Source organism: Arthrobacter sorbitolis, assembly GCF_054510995.1.
Genome location: NZ_JBTNDM010000002.1, coordinates 256,314 through 277,923 on the forward strand (window position 1 = coordinate 256,314; position 21,610 = coordinate 277,923).

A 21,610-nucleotide genomic window follows, 5' to 3' on the forward strand; every position below is an offset into this window, starting at 1 on the left:
CCTATCCGCGCATCACGAACGGGTCGGCGACGGGATCCTCGTCCGTGTTGATCCAGATGCTCTTCAGCCGCGTGTATTCGTGCATCGACTCGAGTCCGTGCTCGATGCCCACGCCGCTGCTCTTGAAGCCCTGGCGCGGGGACATCGGGGACATCGCCCGGTAGGTGTTCACCCAGATCGTGCCGGCTTCGAGCCTTCGGCTCATGCGGTGGGCGCGCGCCAGGTTCTGGGTCCATACGCCGGCCGCGAGACCGTAGTCGGTGTCGTTGGCCAGTTCCAGGACCTCGTCCTCGGTGTCGAAGGGCATGATCGCGGCGACGGGCCCGAAGATCTCCTCCCGCGTGACGCGCATGGTGTTGTCCACCCCGGTCAGGACGGTCGGCGCGTAGAAGTAACCCGGCAGGTCGACGTCGGGACGGTTCCCGCCGGTGAGGACCGTCGCACCCTCGCTGACGCCGAGTTCCACGTACGAGCTCACCTTGTCCCGCTGGGCTGCGAAGGCCAGCGGACCCAGCTCGGTCTCGTCGAGCAGCGGATCGCCGATGACGATGGAGCGTGCCCGGTCCGCGACCCGCTCCAGCAACTCGTCGTAGATCGAGCGGTGGGCGAAGACGCGGCTGCCGGCGATGCAGGTCTGGCCGGCCGCGGCGAAGATGCCGGCGACGACGCCCATGGCGGCGTTGGGGATGTTCGCGTCCCCGAAGACGATATTGGGGCTCTTTCCGCCGAGCTCCAGCGTGCAGCCGATGAAGCGGGCAGCAGCGGAGGCGGCGATGCGCGAACCGGTGTCGGTGGAGCCCGTGAACGAGATCTTCGCGATCCCCGGGTGATCCACCAGGGGCGCCCCCGCCTCGACGCCGTACCCGGTGACCACGTTGATGACGCCGTCGGGGAATCCCGCCTCGACGGCGAGTTCGGCGAGGCGCAGCACGGTGCGCGAGGTGTATTCGGAGGGCTTGATGACCAGGGTGTTGCCCGCGGCCAGGGCCGGCGCCAGCTTCGAGGTGGTCAGCGTCAGGGGCGAGTTCCAGGGGGTGATGGCGCCGACCACTCCGAGCGCTTCGCGCTGGGTGTAGTTGAGCATCTGGACCGAGTTCGTGGGGACCTGGCTGCCCTGGACCTTGTCGGCCAAGCCGGCGTAGTAGTACAGGTATTCCGGGAGGCTGATCAGCTGGCCCCTCATCTCGCGGAGGAGCTTCCCGTTGTCCTCGGACTCCAGGCGCGCCAGTTCCTCGGCGTGCTGCGCCACCAGGTCACCGAGGCGTCGTAGCAGGTGCCCGCGCCGGGTAGGGGAGAGGTCCCGCCACCGCGGGTCGTGGAACGCCCGATCGGCGGCCGCCACGGCGGCGTCGACGTCCGCGGACGTGCCGCGGGCGGCCGTGTAGAGGATCTCCAACGTGGCGGGGTTGGTGCTCTCGAAGTACTCGTCCTCCACGGGCGCGACGTATCGCCCGTCGATGAAATGGTCGCATCGCTCAGACATGGTCTTCTCCACTCGATTCCTTGATGAAGCGATCGATGATGCGAGCCAGCTCCTCCGGCCGTTCCACGGGGAGCATGTGGCGGGCGCCGGGCACGACGACCGTGCGCGAACCGGGGACGGCCTCGCCGAGGCGGCGGGTCATCTCCGGGGTGGAGCCGGGATCCAGCTCTCCTGTCACGGCCAGGGACGGGGTCCCGATCAGTCCGAGTACCGGACCGATCTCGGCGTCCGCATGTGCGAACACCTCGTAGGCGTGGAGATAGGACTCCACCGAATTCGCCAGCAGGGTGCTCCGCGTCTGTTCGACCCTGCTCCGGTCCACGCCCTGGCCCTGGGGGTACCACCGCTCGATCGAGGCTTCGACGCTGCCACGGAAGTCCGCCCGGGCACCCTCGAGCCGTCGATGCACCGCGATCGACTCGTCGGGGGTCCGCCGGCAGACCGAACTGACACTGGTCAGTGTTGCAACCAGGTCGGGGCGGTGCAGGGCCAGGTGCTGGGCGATGAGAGCACCCAGTGAGAACCCTACGAGATGGGAGCGTCCGGGCAGTCGCCCCGCGACGTCCTCGGCCAGATCACCGAGTGAGACCGGGCCTGTGAGCGCCGGCTCACTGCCGTGGCCGGGCAGGTCCAGAGCGACGACGGTCTTGTCGCTCTGCCGCTGGAGCCCGGCGGCCAGGGGTTCCCACATGCTGCGGTCCAGCCCCACCCCATGGAGGAGGACGATCGGGAGGGGCTGGGGGAGGGTCACTGCTCGCTGCTCAGCGGAGCCAGGCGTTGCTGGGGGCGGCCCTGGGCGGCGGCAGCGAGGGCGATGACGATCTCACCCGCGTGCGGTGCATCCGCCAGGCGTACCTCGATGCTCTGGTGGTGCGACCGGATGGTCGCGTCGGTGATGTGCTTGAGCGGGATATCGAACACGACGCCTGCCGGTCCGCGTTTCTCCACCGCGGGTAGCAGGGTCGTCGCAGAGGCGGCGTCGCGGAAGTGGTTCCCGAACTTCAACGTGTGGATGAGCGCCGAGCCGTGTTCGATCTCCCCGTCGAGACCGACGATGGCGGCCTTGCCGAAGGCTTCCACCGGGGCTCCCAGGGCCTCGACCACGCGAGCCGCCAGCAGGGCCCCGACCTCGGAGGCGTTCGCGTCGATGCCTGGGACGAGGTCCTCGACGAAGCCCTGTCCGGCCCACGGGTTGGCGATCACCACCGCGACGACGGCCACGCGTGCTGCAGGCTCGACGGGCCGGCCTCCCTCGGTGAGGACCTCTTCGACCAGGGTGACGATCTTGCGTGCTCTCATGCTGAGGCTCCTTCGAGGATGGCGGATGTGACGACGGGGTCCGTATTGCGGTCCCCGATACGCGGGTGGGGTCGGGGTCCGGTGGAAGCGGCGACGACGACGACGATCTCGTCGGCGCGTGGGCCGTCGTTCACCCGGGTGGTGATGGTCTGGTAATGGCTGCGGGTCGCGGCATGGGTCTTGTGCCACATGGGCACGACCAACGGCTGACCCGGCTCCGCGCGGTCGTCGGCGAAGCAGATGATCGACGATCCTTCGAGGAACTCGCGGACGAGGTTGCCGAAGAACGGGGTGTGGATGAGTGCTCCAGCATGCTCGAGCTCACCTGCAGTTCCCACGATAGCGGCCTTGCCGAACGCCTCGATCTGTTCGGCGCCGCCCAGTCCCTCGAGGAGTCGGTCGGTGAGCACCCGCGCCAGCAGCGGAGCGAGGTCCTCCGCGGCGGTGGAGAGATCCGTCTCCGGACCGGTCCCGGCCCAGGGGTTGGACACGACGGCTGCGACCGTCGCGCGCCTCACCGACCCGACGGGGCTCCGGCCGTTCTCCGACAGCACGTCCTCCTGGTAGTAGACGATCTTCCGGACTCCCGCACCGGAAGCTCCGTGGGCCGTTCGCTCGGTCATGGACATCTGGGGGCCTTTCGGGGGCGGGGACAGGAACGTTGCGGGCCGGCCTGCGCCGCACGCAGGCTCGCGCTGCCGATGGCGCAGTCCGAACCGGTCGGCAGACGCGGCGGGGATCAGGAGTGGGGCTCGACGGGGGCGGTGCGGGCGTCGGTGAGGACCTCCCGTGCCGAGGCGTGGACGTGGTTCCGCATGGCGGCCTCTGCTCCGAAAGGGTCCTTGTCCCGGATCATCCTCAGCACCGCGCGGTGTTCACCCGTCGATGCCCTGATCCGGCCAGGGTGCTCCGCGGTGCGCAGCACGAGCCGGTGATAGGCCAGTTGGTTCATCAGCCGGTCGTAGTGCTCCACCAACTTGGAGTTCTCCGCGCCGGTGATGATGGTGCGATGGAACTCGTGCACGAGTTCCGCATACCGGGTGGCGTCCTGGTCCACCGCCGCACGGTCGGACTCCTCGATGTTGTGCTCGAGCACACCCAGTTCGGGGACCGAGCCACGACGGGCCAACAGGCCGGCAGCAAGACCTTCCAGGCTCTCCTTGAGCTGGAAGAGCTCCACGATCTCCCGACGTGTCGGCTCCCGGATGAAGGTCCCCACCTTCGGGCGGATCTCCACGAGTCCCTCGTGCTGCAACTGCTTCAACGTCTCCCGGATTGGGGTTCGGCTGACGTCGAACTCCTGCGCCAGGAAGACCTCGGACAGTGGCGCACCCGGCGAGAAACTGCCGCTGAGCACCAACCGGCGCACGCGATCGAGCAGGGGAGTCTCGCCTCCGCCTGCGATTCGGTCCTGATCTTCGGAATCCAGAAGCTGTTGCATGCATCAAACGTTAGATGCCGCCTTGCAGCACGTCAAGGTTGTCGGTTTCCGCGTCAGGAAACATGGTATTCACGGTGACTTAACACTCGGACATCGCTATGTATTGACTCTGATATGTGACGTGGCTAACGTCTACTACCATGCAACAGACATTCCGAGAGACGCTTGATTCCACCTGGGGTGCCGCGTGGGACCACGGAGACGTGGCCGCCCTGGCATCCATCGTCACCTCCGACTACGTGAGGGTCAGCCGCTCCAGCGGCAAGCACGCAGGGCTCGTCGATCTGCAGAACGAGATCGAAGCGATCCGCTCCGGCTTCCCCGACCTGGTGACGACCATCGATTCGGTGGTCACCGAGGACGACACCGCCGCCATCTTCTGGACGACAACCGGAACCCACACGGAGACCTTCCTCGGTGTGCCGGCGACGAACCGCCGCGTGCAGACGCGCGGCTGCAACCATGTGAACCTCGTGAACGGGAAGATCGACAGGGAGGAGGTCACGTGGGACGGCTCGGAACTGCTGCACAGCCTGGGCATCCGCCATCTCAGCGACACGCCCTCGACGTCGGACGACATCACGCTCGATGACTTCTCGGGTGAGCCCGATCCGCAGGTGATGAAGACCTTCAATCGTCAGTTCATCACCGGCGTGACCGTCGTGACCACGCAGGACCAGGGCGCACCCAGGGGGCTGGCGGTCAACGCCTATGCCTCCATCTCCCTGGAACCGCCGCTGGTCATGGTGTGCATCCAGAAGACCTCGTCCACCTACCCGGCGCTGTTCGCCGCGACCCACCTGGGTATCAACATCCTCGGCACGGGGCAGCGGGAGACCATCGCGACCTTCGCCTCCAAGTCCGCCGACAAGTTCGCCGAGGTCGACTGGCACGCAGGACCGAACGGGAGCCCGTTGATCGACGGATCCCCGGCCTCACTGGAAGCAGAGATCCGCGAACGGTTCCAGGCCAAGACCCACACCGTCTTCATCTGCCGTGTCCGACACGCGGAAGTCGTCGAGACCCCCCCGATCATCTACAAAGCGGGGCGCTTCTACGACAGCAACGATCTCACCCAGCTGTGAATCCGCCCGAAGAGTGAGCCCTTCCCCCTCGCGAAAGAAACCGGAGCAAACCGTGGTCCAGCACCTCGATCCACCCCCGACCCGTTCTCATGACGATCACCCGTTCCGGAGAACCAGGCCGGGAGCAGTGTTCGTCGCCTCGATCGCTCTCATCGTGGCTTTCGTGCTCTGGGCCTCGCTGTCCCCGGCCTCCCTGAACGGGGTCATGACGGCGAGTATCAACTGGGCGGCGGGGTCCGTCGGGTGGAGCTACCTGATCGTGACCCTGCTGAGCATCGGGCTGCTGCTCTACCTGGCGTTCAGCCGGTACGGGGGCATCCGGCTGGGCTCGAACGACGCCCGCCCCGAGTACAGCACCTGGGCGTGGCTGGCCATGATCCTCTCGGCGGTCATGGGTATCGGACTGGTCAGCTACGGAGTCGCGGAGCCCATCTCCCACTTCATGGCACCACCGCACGCCCTCGCCGAACCCGAGACCATGAACGCAGCCGTCCTGGCCATGCAGTACAGCTTCTTCGACTGGGGTCTCCACGCCTGGGCCGTCTTCGGGGTCTTCGGGCTGGCCATCGGCTACTCCACCCACCGCAAGGGACGCCCCGGGCTCGTCTCCCCGATGCTCCGCCCGGTCCTCGGCAAGCTCGTCGACGGCTGGTTCGGCAAGGCCATCGACATCTTCGCGATCATCGCCACCCTCTTCGGGACCACCACATCGCTCGGCCTGGGCGCCTCCCAGATCGCCGAAGGCCTGAACCGCATCCTCGGACTGCCGACCAACCTGGCCGTCCAGATCGTCATCATCGCCGTGATCACCGTCCTGTTCACCCTCTCGGCCCTCTCCGGGGTGAACAAGGGGATCAAGTACATCAGCGAGATCACGATGGGACTCTCGGCTCTCCTCGCGGTCTATGTCTTCGTGATGGGGCCGACGAACTTCATCTCCAACCTCTTCTTCCGGTCCATCGGCCAGTACGCCAGCGAGTTCTTCACCACCAGCCTGATCACCCCCTCCACTCCCGAGGACCTCCAATGGATGCAGTGGTGGACGTACTTCATGATGGCGTGGTGGCTCAGCTGGGGGGCCTTCGTCGGGGTGTTCCTCGCGAAGATCTCGAAGGGCCGCACCGTGCGGCAGTTCGTGGCCGGCGTGCTCCTGGTGCCCAGTCTGGTGTTCTTCGCCTGGTTCACCATCTTCGGTGGCGCGGCCATCAAGATGGACATGGACGGAGCCGGTATCGGTGAGGCCACCACCGCCAACATCAATTCCGCCTTCTTCACGATGCTCGATCAGCTCCCGCTCTCCGAGGTCACCGCTGTACTGACCGTGCTGCTGGTGGCACTGTTCTTCATCTCCGGCGCCGACGCGAACACCTACGTGCTGAGCATGCTCTCGTCCAGGGGCACCCTGACACCTACCAAACCCGTCCTCACGCTGTGGGGGCTCCTCACCGGGCTCTGCGCGGTGTTGCTCCTCGCCGCCGGCGGGCTCGCCGCCCTGCAGCAGGCGGCGATGCTCTCCGCCCTGCCCTTCACGATCATCGTGGCCCTCCTCGGCATCTCGCTGATCCTCGAACTCCGCAAGGACCCCGAGTTCGAACTGCTGCGCCACGCCCGACTCCAGGACATCTCCCGGCAGGGATCCGGCGCGGACGGGCGCTGAACCCGGCACGTCCCCTTGCCTGATCCGGCAGTAATCCAACGAAGAGGCTGATACATGAGCAACACCGACCTGGTCCTGGACCTACCGACGATCCGCGGGAGAACCGGCGAGGTGCTGGCGAGGACCCCCACCGGTCTTCTCATCGACGGCACGTGGCGGGACTCCTCGGACGGCGGCACCTTCCCGGTGGAGAACCCCGCTACCGGGAAAGTGATAGCGACCATGGCCTCTGCCACCCGCGAGGACTCGCAGGCGGCCATGGATGCTGCGGCCGGGGCACAGGAATCGTGGGCCCGCACCCCCTCCCGATCCCGTGCGGAGATCCTCCGCCGGGCCTTCGACCTCGTGCAGGACCGCGCCGATGATCTGGCGCTCCTGATGACCCTCGAGATGGGAAAGCCCCTCCTCGAAGCCCTCGGCGAGGTGAAGTACGGCGGCGAGTTCCTGCGCTGGTTCTCCGAGGAGGCCGTCCGCGACTACGGCCGCTACTCGGAGGCGCCGGAGGGTGACCTGCGGATGCTCGTCTCACGCAAGCCGGTCGGCCCGTGCCTGCTGATCACCCCGTGGAACTTCCCGTTGGCGATGGCGACCCGCAAGATCGCCCCCGCCGTCGCCGCGGGCTGCACCATGGTGCTCAAGCCGGCCCGGCTCACACCCCTGACCTCGCAGTACTTCGCCCAGATCATGATCGACGCCGGTCTCCCGGCCGGCGTGCTCAACGTGGTCTCCTCGGCGTCGGCGTCGGCCGTCTCCGAACCGATCCTGGCTGATCCACGCCTGCGGAAGGTGTCCTTCACGGGATCCACACCCGTCGGCAAGCACCTGATGAAGCTGGCGACGGACAACGTGCTGCGCACCTCGATGGAGCTCGGCGGCAACGGTCCGCTGATCGTCTTCGAGGACGCGGACATCGACAAGGCCGTCGCGGGCGCCATGGCTGCGAAGATGCGCAACATGGGCGAGGCGTGCACCGCGGCCAACCGCCTCCTCGTCCACGAATCGGTGGCCGACGAGTTCGTCGCCAAGCTGGGCGCGAAGATGTCGGCCCTGACGGTGGGCGATGGGACCGACGAAGGCACCACGGTCGGTCCGCTGATCGAGGCCAAGGCCAGGGACTCCGTCGAGGAGTTGGTGCAGGACGCTGTGAGGCAGGGAGCGAAAGTGGTCGTCGGCGGGTCGCGCATCGAAGGCCCCGGATACTTCTTCCAGCCCACCCTGCTGACGGATGTGCCCCGGGACGCCCGGGTCGTCCGCGAGGAGGTCTTCGGGCCGGTCGCACCCGTGGTGACCTTCTCGACCGAGGACGAGGCGGTCGAGCTGGCGAACTCGACCGAGTACGGGCTCGCCTCCTACGTCTTCACCGAGAACATCTCCCGCGGGCTGCGCATCGGTGATCGCATCGAGTTCGGGCTCATGGGACTGAACGTCGGGGTGATCTCCAACGCTGCGGCACCCTTCGGCGGTGTCAAGCAGTCGGGCATCGGTCGGGAGGGCGGAGCGGAGGGCATCGCGGAGTACACCACCACCCAGTACATCGGCATCGAGAACCCCTGGGCCGGGTCTCCCCGACGGTGACCGCACGGACGAATCGGCTCCGCTCGTCCGGCACCCGCTCCGGGACGAGTCCGGTCCCATGCTTCCGGTAGAGGTGAAGAGCGTGCAGACACCCGATATCGGGCGACCGCCGGTGAACCGTCAGCACGAGCGCGTCGTCGAGGGAGTCGTCGCCCTCGGGGACAAGCGCGGTCGCCTTCTCGGCTTCCCGACGGCGAACATCGCCGGGTACTCCGTGATCTCCGAGGACGGCGTGTGGGCCGGCACGGTGCACCTGTTCAGCGAGCGGCGACGGCGAGGAACCGGATGGGTAGCTCGAGGAGTTCGAGCGGTCCATGGGGTCCTTCTCCGTCGAGGAGGAGTGAGTCACCCGACTCCATGGCGTACTCGTAGGGCCCGTGCCCGTAGACCATCTTCCCGGCCAGCATGAAGATGAACTCGGTACCCGGATGCTGGAACAGGGGGAAGACGTCGGAGGCGTCGGTCAGTGTGACGAGGGTGGGCTCCAGCGCATCCGGCCGGCCCTTGAGGGTTCCCAGGACATGGTATTCGTGTCCGTGCTGTGTGCCGCTGCGGACGGTGACGCTGCCTGCGCCACTCCTGGTGAAGGTCGCATCCCGGTCGGTGTCCGCTCCGCGGAAGAGCGCCGTGACCGGGATCGCCAGTCCGTCGGCCAGGCGCTGCAGTGTCGTCAGCGAGCAGGAGGTGCTGGCGGTCTCGATCTTCGAGATCATGCCCTTGGACAGCCCTGTCCGAGCCGCCAGTTCGGCCGACGACAGGTTCTGCGCGGTCCGGTAATGCCTCACCTGGGCGCCGATGACCTGCTCGATCTTCCCGCCGCCGTCGTCCTGAGCATGTTCGGTCATAGCTGCCATCCTAGGTAGAAGCACGAGCGGGGCCGGCACGACGGCTCCGGCCGTCTCAGGAGAGCAGCCCGGCGAGCGAGTCGGCCAGGGCGACGGCACCTGCTTCGGCGTCGTCGTCCTCGACGGACTCCTCGGGCGAGTGGGAGATGCCCGTCGGATTCCGCACGAACAGCATGGCCGTGGGGATGCGGGTGCTGAGGATGCCCGAGTCGTGCCCGGCACCGGTGTGCAGGAGCGGTGCGGAGGGAAGCAGGTCCTGGAGCCGGCCCCTCAACCCGTTGTCGAAGTGCACGGTCGGGCTGAGCGATTCCAGGGTGAGAAGGGCCGTGCAGCCCTCCTCGGCGGCCTGGGCGTCGACGCAGGCCTGGATGGCTTCGACGACGGCCGCGGTGACGGCGTCGTCCGGGTGGCGTACGTCGATCCACAGGTCCACCCGCGAGGCGATGACATTGGTGCCTCCGGGGACCGGGTGCAGCCGACCGACCGTCGCCCGGGCGCCGGGGTGTGCCCTGGCGATCTCCTGGATGCTGACGATGATCTTCGCGGCAGCGACCACGGGATCCCGCCGGTCCCTCATGAGCGTGGTGCCGGCGTGGTTGCCCTGGCCGTCGACGCGCAGCTTCCAGCGGCCGTGGCCCAGGATCGACGTGCCGATGGCCACGGGCTGATCGAGGTCGATCAGACCGCGTCCCTGCTCGACATGCAACTCCACGAAGATCCCGAGCTGTGCGAGGGTGCGGTCGTCCACGCCGATCAGTCCGGGGTCCTGGCCCTGGGCTGCCGCGGCGTCCGCGTAGGTGGTGCCGTCGGCGTCCGTGAGCCGGCGGGCCCTGTCAGCATCGATGGCGCCGGTGAGGAGGCGTGATCCCAGGCAGGCGATGCCGAACCGTGAGCCTTCCTCCTCGGGGAAGACGGCTATCGCCAGGGGGCGCTGGAGGCGGGTTCCCCGCGCCCGGAGGATGTCGACGGCGACCAGGGCCGATGCCACGCCGAGAGGTCCGTCGTACTCGCCACCGCCGGGTACCGAGTCGAGGTGGCTACCCGTGACGACCGCGTCCTGTCGGACGCCCGAGGCCGTGTCCCACCATGCCCAGATGATTCCGTTGGAGTCCGTACCGACCTCCAGCCCGCGCACTTCTGCCTGCTCGATGAACCAGGTCCGCAGGTCCATCTCGGCGGAGGAGAAGACGGGTCGCGAGAACCCGCCCCGCGCCCTGTCCCTGCCGACTGCGGCGATGCTCCGCAGCAGGCCGCTGACAGTGGTCGGGGCGGTCGGGGCGGTCGGGGCGGTCGGGGCGGTGGGGGAGGTGGGGGAGGGCACGATGATTTCGATTCTGACGTGGGCGGACGGGGCTGTCAGCTGTGGCCGACGTCGAGGGAGGGGCGGAAGCGTGCCGGGACGCTGCCCGAACCGGTGGCGAGATCGGCTGCCCAGCGGCCGATCAGGGGTGCGAACTTCGCTCCGTGTCCCGAACACGGGGAGAGGATGGTGATCCCATGGGCGCGGTCGACGATGAAGTCCTCGTCGGGGGTACTGGTGAACAGGCAGGTGGTCTCGGCATACGGTTCGGCGTCGACGCCCGGGAGGTACTTCCTGACGTAGTCCACCACCCGGAGCCTGTTGTGCGGGTCGACCGCACCGGTCTGTTCGGCGGCCGAGGGGATGAACTTTCCGCCGTTGTATTCGGCGACCTTCTGGCCCGCGAAGCCTGCATCGCGCCCTCCGGGTAGCCCGTAGGTCTGCATGTCGGCGCTCTTGTGGATGAAGGTGGGCCATGGCTCGTCCGTGCGGTAGCGGAAGTGGTACGCCTGTTCCTGCCGGACGGTGATCCGTGGCAGCCCTGCGAGGAATCGGGCCGGCAACGGCAGATGCCCCACCAGTGCGGGTAGCCATCCGCCGGCGCTGACGACCACGTGTCCGGCGTCGATCGTCTCCCCTGCCTCGGAGTGCACGCGGTAGCCCGCCCCGTGCTCCTCCACCCTCGCGGCACTCCACCCGGTCAGGACCGTCGCGCCGTGCTGCACGGCCTGCCCGACCATCGCGTGCACGGAACGTTCGGCGTCGATGACACCGGCGCCGGGGTGCCACAGGACCGGCGTGTCGAAGGCGATCTGCGGCCACCGTGACCGTGCGTCGGCGGCGCTCAGCAGCTCGTGGTCGACCCCGGCATCGGCGAGGACCCGGGCCAGCCGGTCCGGCCGGCGTTCCGGGCCGTAGTCCACGGCGCCGGCCGGAGTGACCAGTTCCAGTCCGCTGGCCCGATCGAGGTCGTCCCACAAGGCCCTCGACTCGACCACGGCCCGGGCGTAGAAGGGGTCGGGATAGGCGTAACGGAAGATGCGTGCCGATCCGTGGGAGCTGCCGTCGTGGCTCGCCGGAGTGGTGCGTTCGACGACCGTGACCTGATGGCCCCGCCTGGCGAGCTGCCAGGCCGTCGCTGCGCCTGCGAGGCCGGCGCCGACGACGACGTAATCGGTGGAGGTGGTCATCGAGGTCTCCTAGCCCGCACCGGGGATCCAGCTGGTGCCTGCCAGCGGAACCCTTGCCATGGCGGAGGCTTCGATCGTCAGGGCGACGAGGTCCTCGGGTTCGAGGTTGTGCAGGTGCGACTTCCCGCAGGCCCGGGCGATGGTCTGGGCCTCCATCGTCAGGACCCGGAGGTAGTTGGCCAGGCGCCGGCCCGCGGCGACCGGGTCCAGGCGCGCGGCGAGGTCCGGGTCCTGCGTGGTGATGCCGGCAGGGTCGCGACCGTCCTGGAAGTCGTCGTAGAATCCCGCGGCGGAGCCGAGCGCGCTGTACTCGGCCGCGTACCGGGGGTCGTTGTCCCCCAGTGCGATGAGGGCTGCCGTCCCGATCGCGACCGCATCGGCCCCGAGGGCCAGAGCCTTGGCCACGTCGGCACCGGTGCGGATGCCGCCGGAGACGATGAGCTGGACCTTCCGGTGGACGCCGAGCTCCTGGAGCGCCTGGACGGCCTGCGGGATGGCGGCGAGGGTCGGGATGCCGACGTTCTCGATGAAGACCTGCTGGGTCGCGGCGGTGCCGCCCTGCATCCCGTCGACCACGACGACGTCGGCACCGGACTTCACGGCCAGCGCGGTGTCGTAGTAGGGGCGTGACGCGCCGATCTTGACGTAGACGGGCGTCTTCCAGTCGGTGATCTCCCGCAGTTCGCCGATCTTGATCTCGAGGTCGTCCGGCCCGGTCCAGTCCGGGTGGCGACTGGCGGAGCGCTGGTCGATGCCCACCGGCAGGGTGCGCATCCCGGCGACGCGTTCGGTGATCTTCTGGCCGAGCAGCATGCCGCCGCCGCCGGGCTTGGCCCCCTGACCCAGCACGATCTCGATGGCGTCCGCCTTGCGCAGGTCGTCCGGGTTCATGCCGTAGCGGGACGGGAGGTACTGGTACACGAGGTGCTTGGACTGCCCCCGCTCCTCGGGCGTCATGCCGCCGTCGCCCGTCGTGGTGGAGGTGCCGACCTCGCTGGCTCCACGGCCCAGTGCCTCCTTGGCGTTGGCCGACAGGGCACCGAAGCTCATGCCGGCGATGGTCACGGGAGTCTGCAGGTGGAGGGGTCTGCTGGCGTGACGGTCGCCGAGGACGACGTCGGTGTCGCACTTCTCGCGGTAGCCCTCCAGCGGGTAGCGGGACATCGAAGCCCCCAGGAACAGCAGGTCGTCGAAGTGGGGGACCTTGCGCTTGGCACCCCAGCCGCGGATGTCGTAGACGCCGGTGGCGGCGGCGCGCTGGATGTCGGCGATCGTCGCGCGGTCGAACGTCGCGGACTCCCGCAGACCCAGTTCGGCGATGGTCGGGGAGGGGGCGTTCGGAGCAGGGATCTGCACGGGGGCGTCCGGCTGGACCGGGGTGAGGGTCATGGGGGTGTCCTTGCTAGTACGACGTCGAGTTGTGGACGTTGAAGTGGTACAGGGTGCGGGCCGAGCCGTAGCGTTTGAAGTCGGCCGGGCTGTCCGTGCGCCCGCCAGCGGCGAGCAGGCCTGCGAGTTCGTCGAGATGCTCGCCCGTCATGGGCTTCTCGATGCAGTCCGCCCCCAGGGAGGCGACCGCGCCCCGGACGTAGATCCGGGCCTCGTAGATCGAGTCGCCCAGCGCGTCGCCCGCGTCACCACAGACCACCAGGCGCCCGGCCTGCGCCATGAACGCGGACATGTGTCCGATATTCCCGCCCACGACGATGTCCACGCCTTTCATGGAGATGCCGCAGCGGGCCCCGGCGTTGCCGTCTATGACGACCAGGCCGCCGTGCCCCGTGGCTGCCGCGGACTGGGATGCGTCGCCCGTGACGTGGACGGTGCCGGACATGATGTTCTCCGCCAGCCCGACCCCGGCATTGCCCGTGATGGTCACGCGCCCTCTCTGGTGCATGCCCGCCGCGTAGTAGCCGGCATGGCCTGCGATGGCGACGTCGATGTCCGCGGTGATACCGACGGCGAGACTGTGTTTGCCGCCGGGGGAGGTGACCGTCCAGGACGAGCCGTCCACGGCGTCGTGCAGTGCCTGGTTCAGCTCCCGCACGGGCGCCGCCCCGAGATCGATCGTGCTCGTCCCGACCGCTTCCGCACTGGGGCCCGCCGCCGGGGCGGCGGCGTCGGGCAGTGTCAGAGTGACCATGTGTAGACCTTTCCGGGTTCCGGTTCGAAGATGCGGGCGCTCCCGATGCCGGGCAGTGCAGCGAGCGCGCGGTATTCCGACGCCATGGCGACGTAGTCGTCCGTCTCGGCGATGATGGCCGGTTTGCAGGCGATGGGGTCGCGGACGACCGCCATGCTGTCCGCGGTGGTGACCACGAGGGTGTAGAAGCCGTCCAGGACCCTGCCGAGGTCGACCAGGGCCTCCTCGAGAGAATCGCCCTGCGCCAGGCGGGAGGCGATGTAGCGGGCGCCGACCTCGGTGTCGTTGTCCGAATCGAAGACCACTCCTTCCCGCAGGAGGTTCCGGCGGACCGTGGCGTGGTTGGAGAAGGAGCCGTTGTGGACCAGGCAGAGGTCGTCCGCGACGGAGAACGGGTGGGACCCGCCGGCAGTGACCGCCGATTCGGTGGCCATCCGGGTATGGGACAGGCCCTGGCTCCCGGCCATGGACTCCAGACCGTGGGCGGCGGCGATCTCCATGGGATGGCCGACGCCCTTCATCACGGCCACGTGCTCGCCCCGCCCGGTGATGGTCGAGCCGGGAAGCGTCTCGCTGACGGCCTTCACCAGGAGGTCGGTCGGGACGCCTGCGCCGACCAGGGTGGTGTCACCGACGATCCGCACGGTCGGGGCGGCATCCGAGGGCAGGAGATCACCGAGGGATGCCGTGAGGATCGAGGCGTCCATGCCCTGGTGTCGACCGAGGAGGCTCAGGGTCGAGGTCCCGGGCAAGACCAGGCCCGGGACGTCGTACACGGCCAGGCCGGCCGAGTCCGGGCCGCGGTCCACGATCTGGCACAGCATCGAGGACAACAGGGTGCCCATCCGGGGGTGCAGCGATGGATTGCGCAGCTGCAGCGCGGCGATTCCACACATGAGTCGTCCTTTACCGGGGGTTAGATGGAGGTGAGGTAGGTGCGGATCTCCCAGTCGCTGACCTGGTTGTGCCAGCTCAGGAACTCCTCCTCCTTGGCGTCGGCGTAGTACCTGCCGATCGTTTCGTCGCCACTGAGACCGGCGAGGATCACGGGATCCCGCCGGAGGGCCTCGACCGCGTGCAGGAGCGTCGCGGGAAGCAGGTGGGCGTCCGGTCGTGATTCTCCCGGACCGGACGGCGATCCCGGGTCGGTCCTGCTCCTGACGCCGTCCAGTCCTGCCTCGATCGCCGTGGCGATGGCGAGGTAGGGATTCGCGGAGCCATCGCCGGAACGGAGTTCGATCCTCCTGTCGTCCGGGACGCGGACCATGTGGGTACGGTCGTTGCCGCCGAAGGATGCCTTGCGCGGCGACCACGTCGCCCCTGAGGAGCTCGTCGTGGCTCCGGAGCGCTTGTAGGAGTTGACGGTCGGGGCCAGGAAGGCCTGCAGGGCCGGGGCATGCTCCAGGAGGCCTCCGATGAAGGAGTACGCCAGGGCGGAGAGTCCGAGCCCGCGGGTGTCCTCCGCGTCCGGGAACAGCGCATCATCGCCTTCCCACAAAGACAGGTGGAGGTGCAGCCCGGTGCCCGTGCGGTCGGTGAACGGTTTGGGCATGAAGGTCGCCGTCATGCCACGCTGGTCGGCGAGGATATTGAGGATGTAACGGAGGGTGACGACGCGGTCGGCGGTGGTCAGGGCGTCGGCGTAGTCGAAGTTCTGCTCGAACTGGCCGGCGGCGTCCTCGTGGTCGTTGGCGTAGTTGCCCCATCCCAGTCCGTTCATGGCCTCGGAGATGGACGTCAGATGCTCGTACATACGGGTGACGCCGCGGGCGTCGTAGCACGGGTGGGGTGAATCATCCTTGGGATCGGCCGTGCTGAGTGTCCCATCCGGGTTCCTGGTCACCAGGAAGTACTCGACCTCTGCGCCGATCTTCGCCTGCATGCCCTCCTGCGCCAGTCCGGCCAGGGTGTTCTTGAGGATGACGCGTGGCGCGTAGGGCCAGGGCTTCCCGTCGACGTGCGGGTCGCAGTGGATGATCGCCAGGCCTCTCCTGATGAAAGGGACCGGTGTGAACGAGGTCAGGTCCGGCACGGCGATCAGGTCGGAGTCCTGCGGTTTCTGGCCGATGAGGCCGGCGGCGAATCCTGCGAAACCCATCGCGCCGGCCTCGAGCGCGTCCGCCGCTTCCACGGGCACGAGCTTCGCGCAGGGCTTGCCCGTCATGTCCACGAAGGTGGCGAGCAGGAACCGCACGTCGTGCGCCTTCGCGATGTCGGCCAGGGAGATGCGGCCCGCTTCGACCGGTACCGACGGCGCGGCCTGCGCCTTCGGGGTTGCAAGACTTGTCATCGGATTCCCGTCGCCTACTGTTGCTTCTCGTGAAACACTGTTGAACTCCAGTAGACAGATCGGGTGTTTCGTCCAGGCGAGCGGGGTGTTAACTCTGTGTGACACGGCCCGTTGACCAGCAGGCACTCCAGGAGCAGCAGCGCGAGGGGGATGGGCAGAATGATCCAGAAAGGCAGTGGTGGGGCCCTTCGGCCCGCCTCAGGCTCGATCGTCAGCACACAGGATGTCCCGCCCAGCGCCTGGCGGAACGGAGCAGGGGCCACGCGGGAGATTGCCGCCTTCCGGGATACGGGATCCGCGGCCGACTTCGACTGGCGGATCAGCGTCGCGGAGCTGAGGCAGGATGCGCCGTTCTCCCGCTTCCCCGGGATCGACCGGACGTTCCTCCTCGCGTCGGGTGCCGGCGTCGTCCTGGAGATCGCCGGCACCGCCGTATCCCTCGACGAGGGGGATGTGACCGCATTCCCGGGGGAGGACGAGGTGGGCGTCGCTCTTCCTCGAGGTCCCGCGACGGCCGTTAATCTCATGACGGCACGTCCGCGCACCGGGGCCATGAGCGTGCTGTCCGTCGACGGGGCGCGCCCCCTCGCACCCGCCACGGTTGCCGTGCTGGTGCTGGCAGGGAGCGCCCGCACGCGCCGGGGGAGGATCCTCCGTCCGATGGACTTCCTGCTGTGCGGCACCGATCCGGAGACCCTGCACTTCCTGGACGCGGTCGCCGTCCTCGTCGACATCCACGGGCGGTAGGCAGGACGACGGGCAAGCGCCGACGCGGTCCTGCAGGGTCTCCGAGGGCGGTCAGCCGAGAAGTTACACGTCGGAAACCCGGAGATGACGGCCCTGAAACGCCTCCTGAGTTCACTTGAGGTAATCGAAGTTTCCCCACGTGAATCATCAAGGAGTCCCCATGTCGACCGAGATCAACTTCCGCTACCTCAGCGAACCCGACATGATCGAAGCCGGAGTCGGCGACGTCGTCCGCTGCACCGACGTCATGGAGGAGGCTCTGATCCTCCTCCGCCAGGGCGACTACCGGATGGCAGGCGAGAACGGCAATTCCCACGGTGCGATGATCACGTTCCCCGAGCGCCCCGAGTTCGACGGCATGCCCGAGGACGGGCCGGATCGCCGCTTCATGGCGATGCCCGCCTACCTGGGAGGTCGCTTCGGCACCACGGGCGTGAAATGGTACGGCTCCAACGCGGAGAACCGCCGGAGAGGCCTGCCCCGATCGGTCCACGTCTTCGTGCTGAACGACCGCGACACGGGGGCGCCGCTCGCGATCATGAGTGCGAACCTCCTGAGCGCCTACCGCACCGGAGCCGTACCCGGTGTGGGGGTGAAGCACCTAGCGAAGGCCGACGCGAAGGCCGCGGCCGTCATCGGCCCTGGTGTGATCGCACGGTCCGTCCTCGAGACGACGTTGGCGCTCCGCCCCTCGATCGACACGGTGTCGGTGAAAGGCCGGAGCGCCGCCGGTACGCAGGCGTTCATCGACTGGGCCACGGCGAGGTTCCCGCAGCTCAGCCGCGTCACCTCGGCGGAGACGATCGAGGAAGCGATCGCCGACGCCGACATCGTCATGGCGACCACCACCACCGACGCCGCCGGAAGCGATGCATTCCCGTACTTCCCGAAGTCCGCGATCAAACCCGGCGCCCTGCTGCTGCTTCCGGCCGCCGCCCGTTTCGACGACGAGTTCCTCGACGAGGCACGCCTCGTGATCGACGCTGAAGGCCTCTACCAGGCGTGGCTGGAGGAATACGGCCCCACCGCCTACCAGATCCTGGGCATCCCGGGTTCGCACTGGTTCGGGCTCCTCGGGAACGGGACACTGCCGCCCGCGAAGATCGAGGAGATCGCCGACATCGCGACCGGGAAGCTCCCCGGTCGCCGGGACGACGACGAGATCATCCTCTACTCCGTCGGAGGGATGCCCGTGGAGGACGTCGCCTGGGCGACGGACCTCTACCGCGTCGCCGAGGAGAAGGGCATCGGCACTGTCCTGAATCTCTGGGACGCGCCGGCCCTCGCCTGAGCGGCGACACTGCCACCCCCACACTGCCACCCCGTCGAGGGCGCCGGTGGTCCTCGCACGCGCCGGACCCGCTGCCGGCCGGTGCGGTCGGTGTCGGGCGGCACGCCGTCAGGCGAAGTCCTGCATCTTCCTCCAGCCGGGGTCGAGCGCGTGCCTGGCCGTCACGGGTCGCCGCTCCCGCGCGGCGGCGTCGAGGACGTCCCGTCCGTTCTGGTCCTCGGAGTCCGAGTAGAAGTGGAACGTCCTGACGCCCTTCGAGGTCTCGGCCGCGACGAGCATCCCGCGGTGGCCGAGGCCGCGCACGAGGGCGTCCTCCAGGTCGTCCAGGGCGCCCAGGGCCGACGGCCGGGGAAGGCCCTGCCCGTCGGCGTCGAACGGGACCCGCAGTGCCGTGTGGAGGTCGAACCGGGGATGGTCGATCCACCGCAGCGGACGCAGGACCCGCACGAGGACCGGGTCGCCGGTGCCGAGCGTCCCCTGCATCAGCAGCCAGCCCGGATCGGGCAGGGTCCGCGCCAGGTCCGTCACCCGGGCCGGCAGATCCGACGCAGGGATGCTGCCCACGACGTCGTCGACGATGCAGTCCACACGGCGGACCCAGCGTTCCACGTCGTCCTCGCCGAGCAGCCACTCGAGCAGCAGGACGCACAGGCCGTGCTCGTCGTCCCACTGGCCCGTGAAGCCGGGGTTGTGGACCGCGACGATCAGGCCGTCGCCCCCGGGTGCGACGGCGGCGTGGACGCGGGTGCGGCTCAGGTCGAAGGTCCTGCCGCGGTAGGTGATGGTCGAGTCGAGCATGTCGGGCCGTGCGCTGCGGGCGGGGAGGAACTCCCAGCGCCTGCCCGACGGCGGGGACGCCCGGTACCAGCGCTCGGCCACGGGACGCAGCGCGGCATCACCTCCGCTGGAGACGCAGAGGGTGTGCTCGGCGTCGACGCCCGTCCGTGTCTCCCACTCGAGGCCGCGGGCGATCGCCCGCACCCTCCGGGTCATCTCGTCGACGTAGGCCCCGAAGTCGCCGGCCCGCGTGGCGGTGGTCAGCAGGTCCTCGCCGTCGTCCGCCCACCACTGCCAGAACGCGACGATGGGGTCCGTGCCCCGCCCCCGGCCGGGGCGTGCCCGGCGGCCGAAGAGTCCCATAGCGCCTGCTTCCCCCGGTGCCCGGTCAGCGGCGGCGGTAGGTGAGGTCGAAGACCATGCGTCCGGCCGTGATCGCCTTGTTCTCGAAACTCGTGAGCGTCCGCCCGTCGAAGCGCGGCGCCCACCCGCCGCGCTCGTCGACGCCTTCGTTGACTCCCGTATTGCCGGTGCTCACCGGGTCTCGGCCTTCCCGCACCGGAGCGCCGCCCACGACGGACTCCACGCCGCTCTCCCACACCTGGGTGAGGGGACTCTCCGCGCCGGCGCGCTCGCCGTCGTGCAGGTTCTCGAAGTGCCCGCTCGCGTCCAGGGCCGCGCGCATCTGCACCGCGTAGCTGGACCAGTCGGTGGCCAGGCGGAAGATGCCGCCCGGTTCGAGGACACGCGCCGCAAGCCCGACGTAGTCCTCCTTGACGAGCCTGCGCTTGTGGTGGCGGGCCTTGTGCCAGGGGTCGGGGAAGAACGTCCACAGCTCGGCGACGGAGGACTCCGGGATCATCCCCGCGAAGGCCGCTGCCGCATCGACCTGAGCGGTGCGCACGTTCGTCAGTTCCTTCTGGCTGATGCGCAGCATCGTCTGGGCCAGCCCCGGGCGGTAGACCTCGAGGGCGAGGTAGTCGCGGTCCGGGTCGAGTCCGGCGGCGTGCGTGATGGCCTCGCCGAGCCCCGAGCCCACCTCGACGACGAGCGGTGCGGTCCGCCCGAACACCGCACCGGCGTCGAACACGAACCCGGGTGCCACGGAGGTGTCGGCGTTTTCGAGGCGCGGCACGTCGACGAGGAATTCCGCCGCGAGTTCGTCCCATGCCTCGCGGCGCCGTCCCTGCAGGCGCGAGCCCCGCCGGACGAAGGACACGGGCTGGGTGCGGTGCGGCTGGTCGGGGGTCTGTGCTTGTGGCTCCATCACCCTCAAGGCTACCGGCAGCGGGCGGGCCGGCCCTTCCATCCCGGGGCGCACCGGACGGCGCCTTCCGGTGCGCCGGAATGATCCCGGCCCGACGTCGGGCAGGCCGGTCTGCGGGCCGCGAGGCCACGCGGCGTCCCACCGGCAGCCGGCGGTGCTCTGGTGCAAGCAGTCCGAGGGTGGCAGAGTGATCCCACTGACCCGAGGAGGCGCGAGATGGAGACGGGTTTCAATGCGGTGGCGCCGGCTGGGGCTGGTGGCGGTGACGCCGCGGGCAACTTCGCCGGCGACCTGGCGACGCAGCTGAGCGGACTGGCGCGGGAGTTCCGACGCCAGCCGGACGTGGAGTCGACCCTCGCGGAGATCGTCCGGGCGGCCCTCTCCCTCATCCCTGCCGCGACGGACGGGTCGATCAGCCTCGTCCGGGCCCGTCGGCGCGTGGAATCGCGGGCCGCGTCGGGGGAGCTGCCCCGGATCATCGACGCCCTGCAGACCGAGACCGGGCAGGGCCCCTGCCTCGACGCCGTCTTCCGGGAGCGGATCGTCCGGGTGCCCAGCCTCCGGGAGGAGACCCGGTGGCCCGACTTCGCGAGGCGTGCCTGGGATGCCGGGGCCCGCAGCATGCTCTCCTTCCAGCTGTTCGTGGAGCGCGACAACCTCGGTGCCCTCAACCTGTACGGCGCGGAGGTCGGTGAGTTCGGGGAGGAATGCGAGCAGGTGGGCCTCCTGGTCGCCGCGCACGCCGCGATCGCGCTGTCCGACGCGCAGGAGATCTCCAATCTCAACGCGGCACTCATCAACAGGGACGTCATCGGCCAGGCGAAGGGCATCCTGATGGAGCGCCACAAGCTGACCGCCCACGAGGCGTTCCTGGTGCTGTCCTCGGCGAGCACGAAGACCAATACCCGGCTGATCGAGGTCGCCGAGCAGCTCGCCCTCCACGGGGACTTGGCGGCGCGACGCCGGCGGACAGACTAGGGGGCCGGACCCGCCCGGCATCCCGCCCGGCATCCCGCCCGTCGCCCGGCGTCCCGTCCGGCGCCCCGTGACGGGAACGGTGGCCGCGCCGCCGGGCGCCGATGCGGGCTCGGGGCTGCTCTGCTGGTAAACTGGGGATACTTGCCTGCGCAGGGCGGATCGGTTCCGCCAGTGAGATGCGCAGCCTGCGTCGCTAGAACGCATTCTTTTGTCCCGCATCCAGCTTCCGGAACCGGAAGCGC

General features: G+C 68.9%; 20 protein-coding genes and 1 pseudogene. 7 read left to right on the forward strand and 14 right to left on the reverse strand.

The annotated features are described in order from the left end of the window. Position 1: 1 nt before the first annotated feature. The 5 genes from ACX80K_RS05880 to ACX80K_RS05900 all read right to left on the reverse strand — a co-directional run bounded on the left by ACX80K_RS05880 (position 2) and on the right by ACX80K_RS05900 (position 4,223). On the reverse strand, positions 2-1,483 hold the full coding sequence (locus tag ACX80K_RS05880; protein ID WP_459270937.1) for an aldehyde dehydrogenase: 1,482 nt from the start codon (positions 1,481-1,483) through the stop codon (positions 2-4). Beyond that, positions 1,476-2,234, reverse strand: coding sequence for an alpha/beta fold hydrolase (locus ACX80K_RS05885; RefSeq protein WP_459270938.1), 759 nt, complete (start codon positions 2,232-2,234; stop codon positions 1,476-1,478). The genes ACX80K_RS05880 and ACX80K_RS05885 overlap by 8 nt, the downstream gene beginning before the upstream one ends. Next, on the reverse strand, positions 2,231-2,782 hold the full coding sequence (locus ACX80K_RS05890) for an amino acid synthesis family protein (protein WP_459270939.1): 552 nt from the start codon (positions 2,780-2,782) through the stop codon (positions 2,231-2,233). The genes ACX80K_RS05885 and ACX80K_RS05890 overlap by 4 nt, the downstream gene beginning before the upstream one ends. Then, positions 2,779-3,405, reverse strand: a complete 627-nt coding sequence (locus tag ACX80K_RS05895; protein ID WP_459270940.1) for an amino acid synthesis family protein — start codon at positions 3,403-3,405, stop codon at positions 2,779-2,781. The genes ACX80K_RS05890 and ACX80K_RS05895 overlap by 4 nt, the downstream gene beginning before the upstream one ends. A gap of 116 nt (positions 3,406-3,521) precedes the next feature. Then, positions 3,522-4,223 (reverse strand): GntR family transcriptional regulator, encoded by a 702-nt coding sequence (locus ACX80K_RS05900; protein WP_459270941.1) that lies wholly within the window; start codon positions 4,221-4,223, stop codon positions 3,522-3,524. A gap of 140 nt (positions 4,224-4,363) precedes the next feature. Here ACX80K_RS05900 and ACX80K_RS05905 point away from each other — a divergent pair, with 140 nt between their 5' ends. The 4 genes and pseudogenes from ACX80K_RS05905 to ACX80K_RS05920 all read left to right on the forward strand — a co-directional run. Further along, the gene (locus ACX80K_RS05905; RefSeq protein WP_459270942.1) at positions 4,364-5,308 is read left to right on the forward strand and encodes a flavin reductase; all 945 of its coding nucleotides are present in this window, start codon (positions 4,364-4,366) and stop codon (positions 5,306-5,308) included. 127 nt (positions 5,309-5,435) lie between these two features. Further along, positions 5,436-6,965 (forward strand): BCCT family transporter, encoded by a 1,530-nt coding sequence (locus ACX80K_RS05910; RefSeq protein ID WP_459270943.1) that lies wholly within the window; start codon positions 5,436-5,438, stop codon positions 6,963-6,965. A 54-nt stretch (positions 6,966-7,019) separates the two neighbouring features. Further along, positions 7,020-8,540 (forward strand): NAD-dependent succinate-semialdehyde dehydrogenase, encoded by a 1,521-nt coding sequence (locus ACX80K_RS05915; RefSeq protein ID WP_459270944.1) that lies wholly within the window; start codon positions 7,020-7,022, stop codon positions 8,538-8,540. Positions 8,541-8,598: 58 nt separating this feature from the next. Further along, positions 8,599-8,745: pseudogene (locus ACX80K_RS05920) on the forward strand (riboflavin kinase); the annotation flags it as partial. Between the two features lie 52 nt (positions 8,746-8,797). On the opposite strand, the gene ACX80K_RS05925 reads toward ACX80K_RS05920, so the two are convergent. The 7 genes from ACX80K_RS05925 to glnT are packed head-to-tail and all read right to left on the reverse strand — an operon-like array spanning position 8,798 to position 16,308. Then, positions 8,798-9,385, reverse strand: a complete 588-nt coding sequence (locus tag ACX80K_RS05925; RefSeq protein WP_459270945.1) for a helix-turn-helix domain-containing protein — start codon at positions 9,383-9,385, stop codon at positions 8,798-8,800. A gap of 55 nt (positions 9,386-9,440) precedes the next feature. Then, a complete protein-coding gene (locus ACX80K_RS05930) occupies positions 9,441-10,706 on the reverse strand; it encodes an allantoate amidohydrolase (protein WP_459270946.1) in 1,266 nt (421 codons plus the stop codon). Between the two features lie 35 nt (positions 10,707-10,741). Next, the gene (locus tag ACX80K_RS05935; RefSeq protein ID WP_459270947.1) at positions 10,742-11,875 is read right to left on the reverse strand and encodes an FAD-dependent oxidoreductase; all 1,134 of its coding nucleotides are present in this window, start codon (positions 11,873-11,875) and stop codon (positions 10,742-10,744) included. A 9-nt stretch (positions 11,876-11,884) separates the two neighbouring features. Further along, complete coding sequence (locus ACX80K_RS05940) at positions 11,885-13,264, reverse strand: FMN-binding glutamate synthase family protein (RefSeq protein WP_459270948.1); 1,380 nt, start codon at positions 13,262-13,264, stop codon at positions 11,885-11,887. Positions 13,265-13,277: 13 nt separating this feature from the next. Next, a complete protein-coding gene (locus ACX80K_RS05945) occupies positions 13,278-14,018 on the reverse strand; it encodes a GltB/FmdC/FwdC-like GXGXG domain-containing protein (RefSeq protein WP_459270949.1) in 741 nt (246 codons plus the stop codon). Next, complete coding sequence (locus ACX80K_RS05950; RefSeq protein ID WP_459270950.1) at positions 14,006-14,914, reverse strand: class II glutamine amidotransferase domain-containing protein; 909 nt, start codon at positions 14,912-14,914, stop codon at positions 14,006-14,008. The genes ACX80K_RS05945 and ACX80K_RS05950 overlap by 13 nt, the downstream gene beginning before the upstream one ends. Positions 14,915-14,934: 20 nt before the next feature. Next, positions 14,935-16,308 carry a type III glutamate--ammonia ligase gene (glnT, locus tag ACX80K_RS05955; protein ID WP_459270951.1) on the reverse strand — a complete coding sequence of 458 codons (1,374 nt, stop codon included), beginning with the start codon at positions 16,306-16,308 and terminating at the stop codon, positions 14,935-14,937. A gap of 159 nt (positions 16,309-16,467) precedes the next feature. Here glnT and ACX80K_RS05960 point away from each other — a divergent pair, with 159 nt between their 5' ends. Both ACX80K_RS05960 and ACX80K_RS05965 read left to right on the forward strand, forming a co-directional pair. Then, positions 16,468-17,055 (forward strand): HutD/Ves family protein, encoded by a 588-nt coding sequence (locus tag ACX80K_RS05960; RefSeq protein ID WP_459270952.1) that lies wholly within the window; start codon positions 16,468-16,470, stop codon positions 17,053-17,055. Positions 17,056-17,215: 160 nt separating this feature from the next. After that, positions 17,216-18,346 carry a tyramine oxidase subunit B gene (locus ACX80K_RS05965; RefSeq protein ID WP_459270953.1) on the forward strand — a complete coding sequence of 377 codons (1,131 nt, stop codon included), beginning with the start codon at positions 17,216-17,218 and terminating at the stop codon, positions 18,344-18,346. A gap of 108 nt (positions 18,347-18,454) precedes the next feature. On the opposite strand, the gene ACX80K_RS05970 is transcribed toward ACX80K_RS05965, so the two are convergent. Together ACX80K_RS05970 and trmB are read right to left on the reverse strand one after the other, a co-directional pair. After that, positions 18,455-19,486 carry a DUF695 domain-containing protein gene (locus tag ACX80K_RS05970; RefSeq protein ID WP_459270954.1) on the reverse strand — a complete coding sequence of 344 codons (1,032 nt, stop codon included), beginning with the start codon at positions 19,484-19,486 and terminating at the stop codon, positions 18,455-18,457. Positions 19,487-19,511: 25 nt separating this feature from the next. Then, entirely contained in the window at positions 19,512-20,390 is an 879-nt protein-coding gene (trmB, locus tag ACX80K_RS05975) for a tRNA (guanosine(46)-N7)-methyltransferase TrmB (RefSeq protein WP_459270955.1), read from the reverse strand. A 216-nt stretch (positions 20,391-20,606) separates the two neighbouring features. Here trmB and ACX80K_RS05980 point away from each other — a divergent pair, with 216 nt between their 5' ends. Beyond that, a complete protein-coding gene (locus ACX80K_RS05980; RefSeq protein WP_459270956.1) occupies positions 20,607-21,368 on the forward strand; it encodes a GAF and ANTAR domain-containing protein in 762 nt (253 codons plus the stop codon). The last annotated feature ends 242 nt before the right edge of the window (positions 21,369-21,610 follow it).

What these genes read in the sequence shown, in the direction of transcription:
- ACX80K_RS05905 (WP_459270942.1), top strand. Translation starts at nt 4,364, where the DNA reads ATGCAACAGACATTCCGAGAGACGCTTGATTCCACCTGGGGTGCCGCG.
- ACX80K_RS05880 (WP_459270937.1), bottom strand. Translation starts at nt 1,483, where the DNA reads ATGTCTGAGCGATGCGACCATTTCATCGACGGGCGATACGTCGCGCCC.
- ACX80K_RS05895 (WP_459270940.1), bottom strand. Translation starts at nt 3,405, where the DNA reads ATGACCGAGCGAACGGCCCACGGAGCTTCCGGTGCGGGAGTCCGGAAG.
- ACX80K_RS05940 (WP_459270948.1), bottom strand. Translation starts at nt 13,264, where the DNA reads ATGACCCTCACCCCGGTCCAGCCGGACGCCCCCGTGCAGATCCCTGCT.
- ACX80K_RS05950 (WP_459270950.1), bottom strand. Translation starts at nt 14,914, where the DNA reads ATGTGTGGAATCGCCGCGCTGCAGCTGCGCAATCCATCGCTGCACCCC.
- ACX80K_RS05935 (WP_459270947.1), bottom strand. Translation starts at nt 11,875, where the DNA reads ATGACCACCTCCACCGATTACGTCGTCGTCGGCGCCGGCCTCGCAGGC.
- ACX80K_RS05960 (WP_459270952.1), top strand. Translation starts at nt 16,468, where the DNA reads ATGATCCAGAAAGGCAGTGGTGGGGCCCTTCGGCCCGCCTCAGGCTCG.
- ACX80K_RS05945 (WP_459270949.1), bottom strand. Translation starts at nt 14,018, where the DNA reads ATGGTCACTCTGACACTGCCCGACGCCGCCGCCCCGGCGGCGGGCCCC.
- ACX80K_RS05915 (WP_459270944.1), top strand. Translation starts at nt 7,020, where the DNA reads ATGAGCAACACCGACCTGGTCCTGGACCTACCGACGATCCGCGGGAGA.
- ACX80K_RS05980 (WP_459270956.1), top strand. Translation starts at nt 20,607, where the DNA reads ATGGAGACGGGTTTCAATGCGGTGGCGCCGGCTGGGGCTGGTGGCGGT.
- ACX80K_RS05965 (WP_459270953.1), top strand. Translation starts at nt 17,216, where the DNA reads ATGTCGACCGAGATCAACTTCCGCTACCTCAGCGAACCCGACATGATC.
- ACX80K_RS05970 (WP_459270954.1), bottom strand. Translation starts at nt 19,486, where the DNA reads ATGGGACTCTTCGGCCGCCGGGCACGCCCCGGCCGGGGGCGGGGCACG.
- trmB (WP_459270955.1), bottom strand. Translation starts at nt 20,390, where the DNA reads ATGGAGCCACAAGCACAGACCCCCGACCAGCCGCACCGCACCCAGCCC.
- ACX80K_RS05925 (WP_459270945.1), bottom strand. Translation starts at nt 9,385, where the DNA reads ATGACCGAACATGCTCAGGACGACGGCGGCGGGAAGATCGAGCAGGTC.
- glnT (WP_459270951.1), bottom strand. Translation starts at nt 16,308, where the DNA reads ATGACAAGTCTTGCAACCCCGAAGGCGCAGGCCGCGCCGTCGGTACCG.
- ACX80K_RS05900 (WP_459270941.1), bottom strand. Translation starts at nt 4,223, where the DNA reads ATGCAACAGCTTCTGGATTCCGAAGATCAGGACCGAATCGCAGGCGGA.
- ACX80K_RS05890 (WP_459270939.1), bottom strand. Translation starts at nt 2,782, where the DNA reads ATGAGAGCACGCAAGATCGTCACCCTGGTCGAAGAGGTCCTCACCGAG.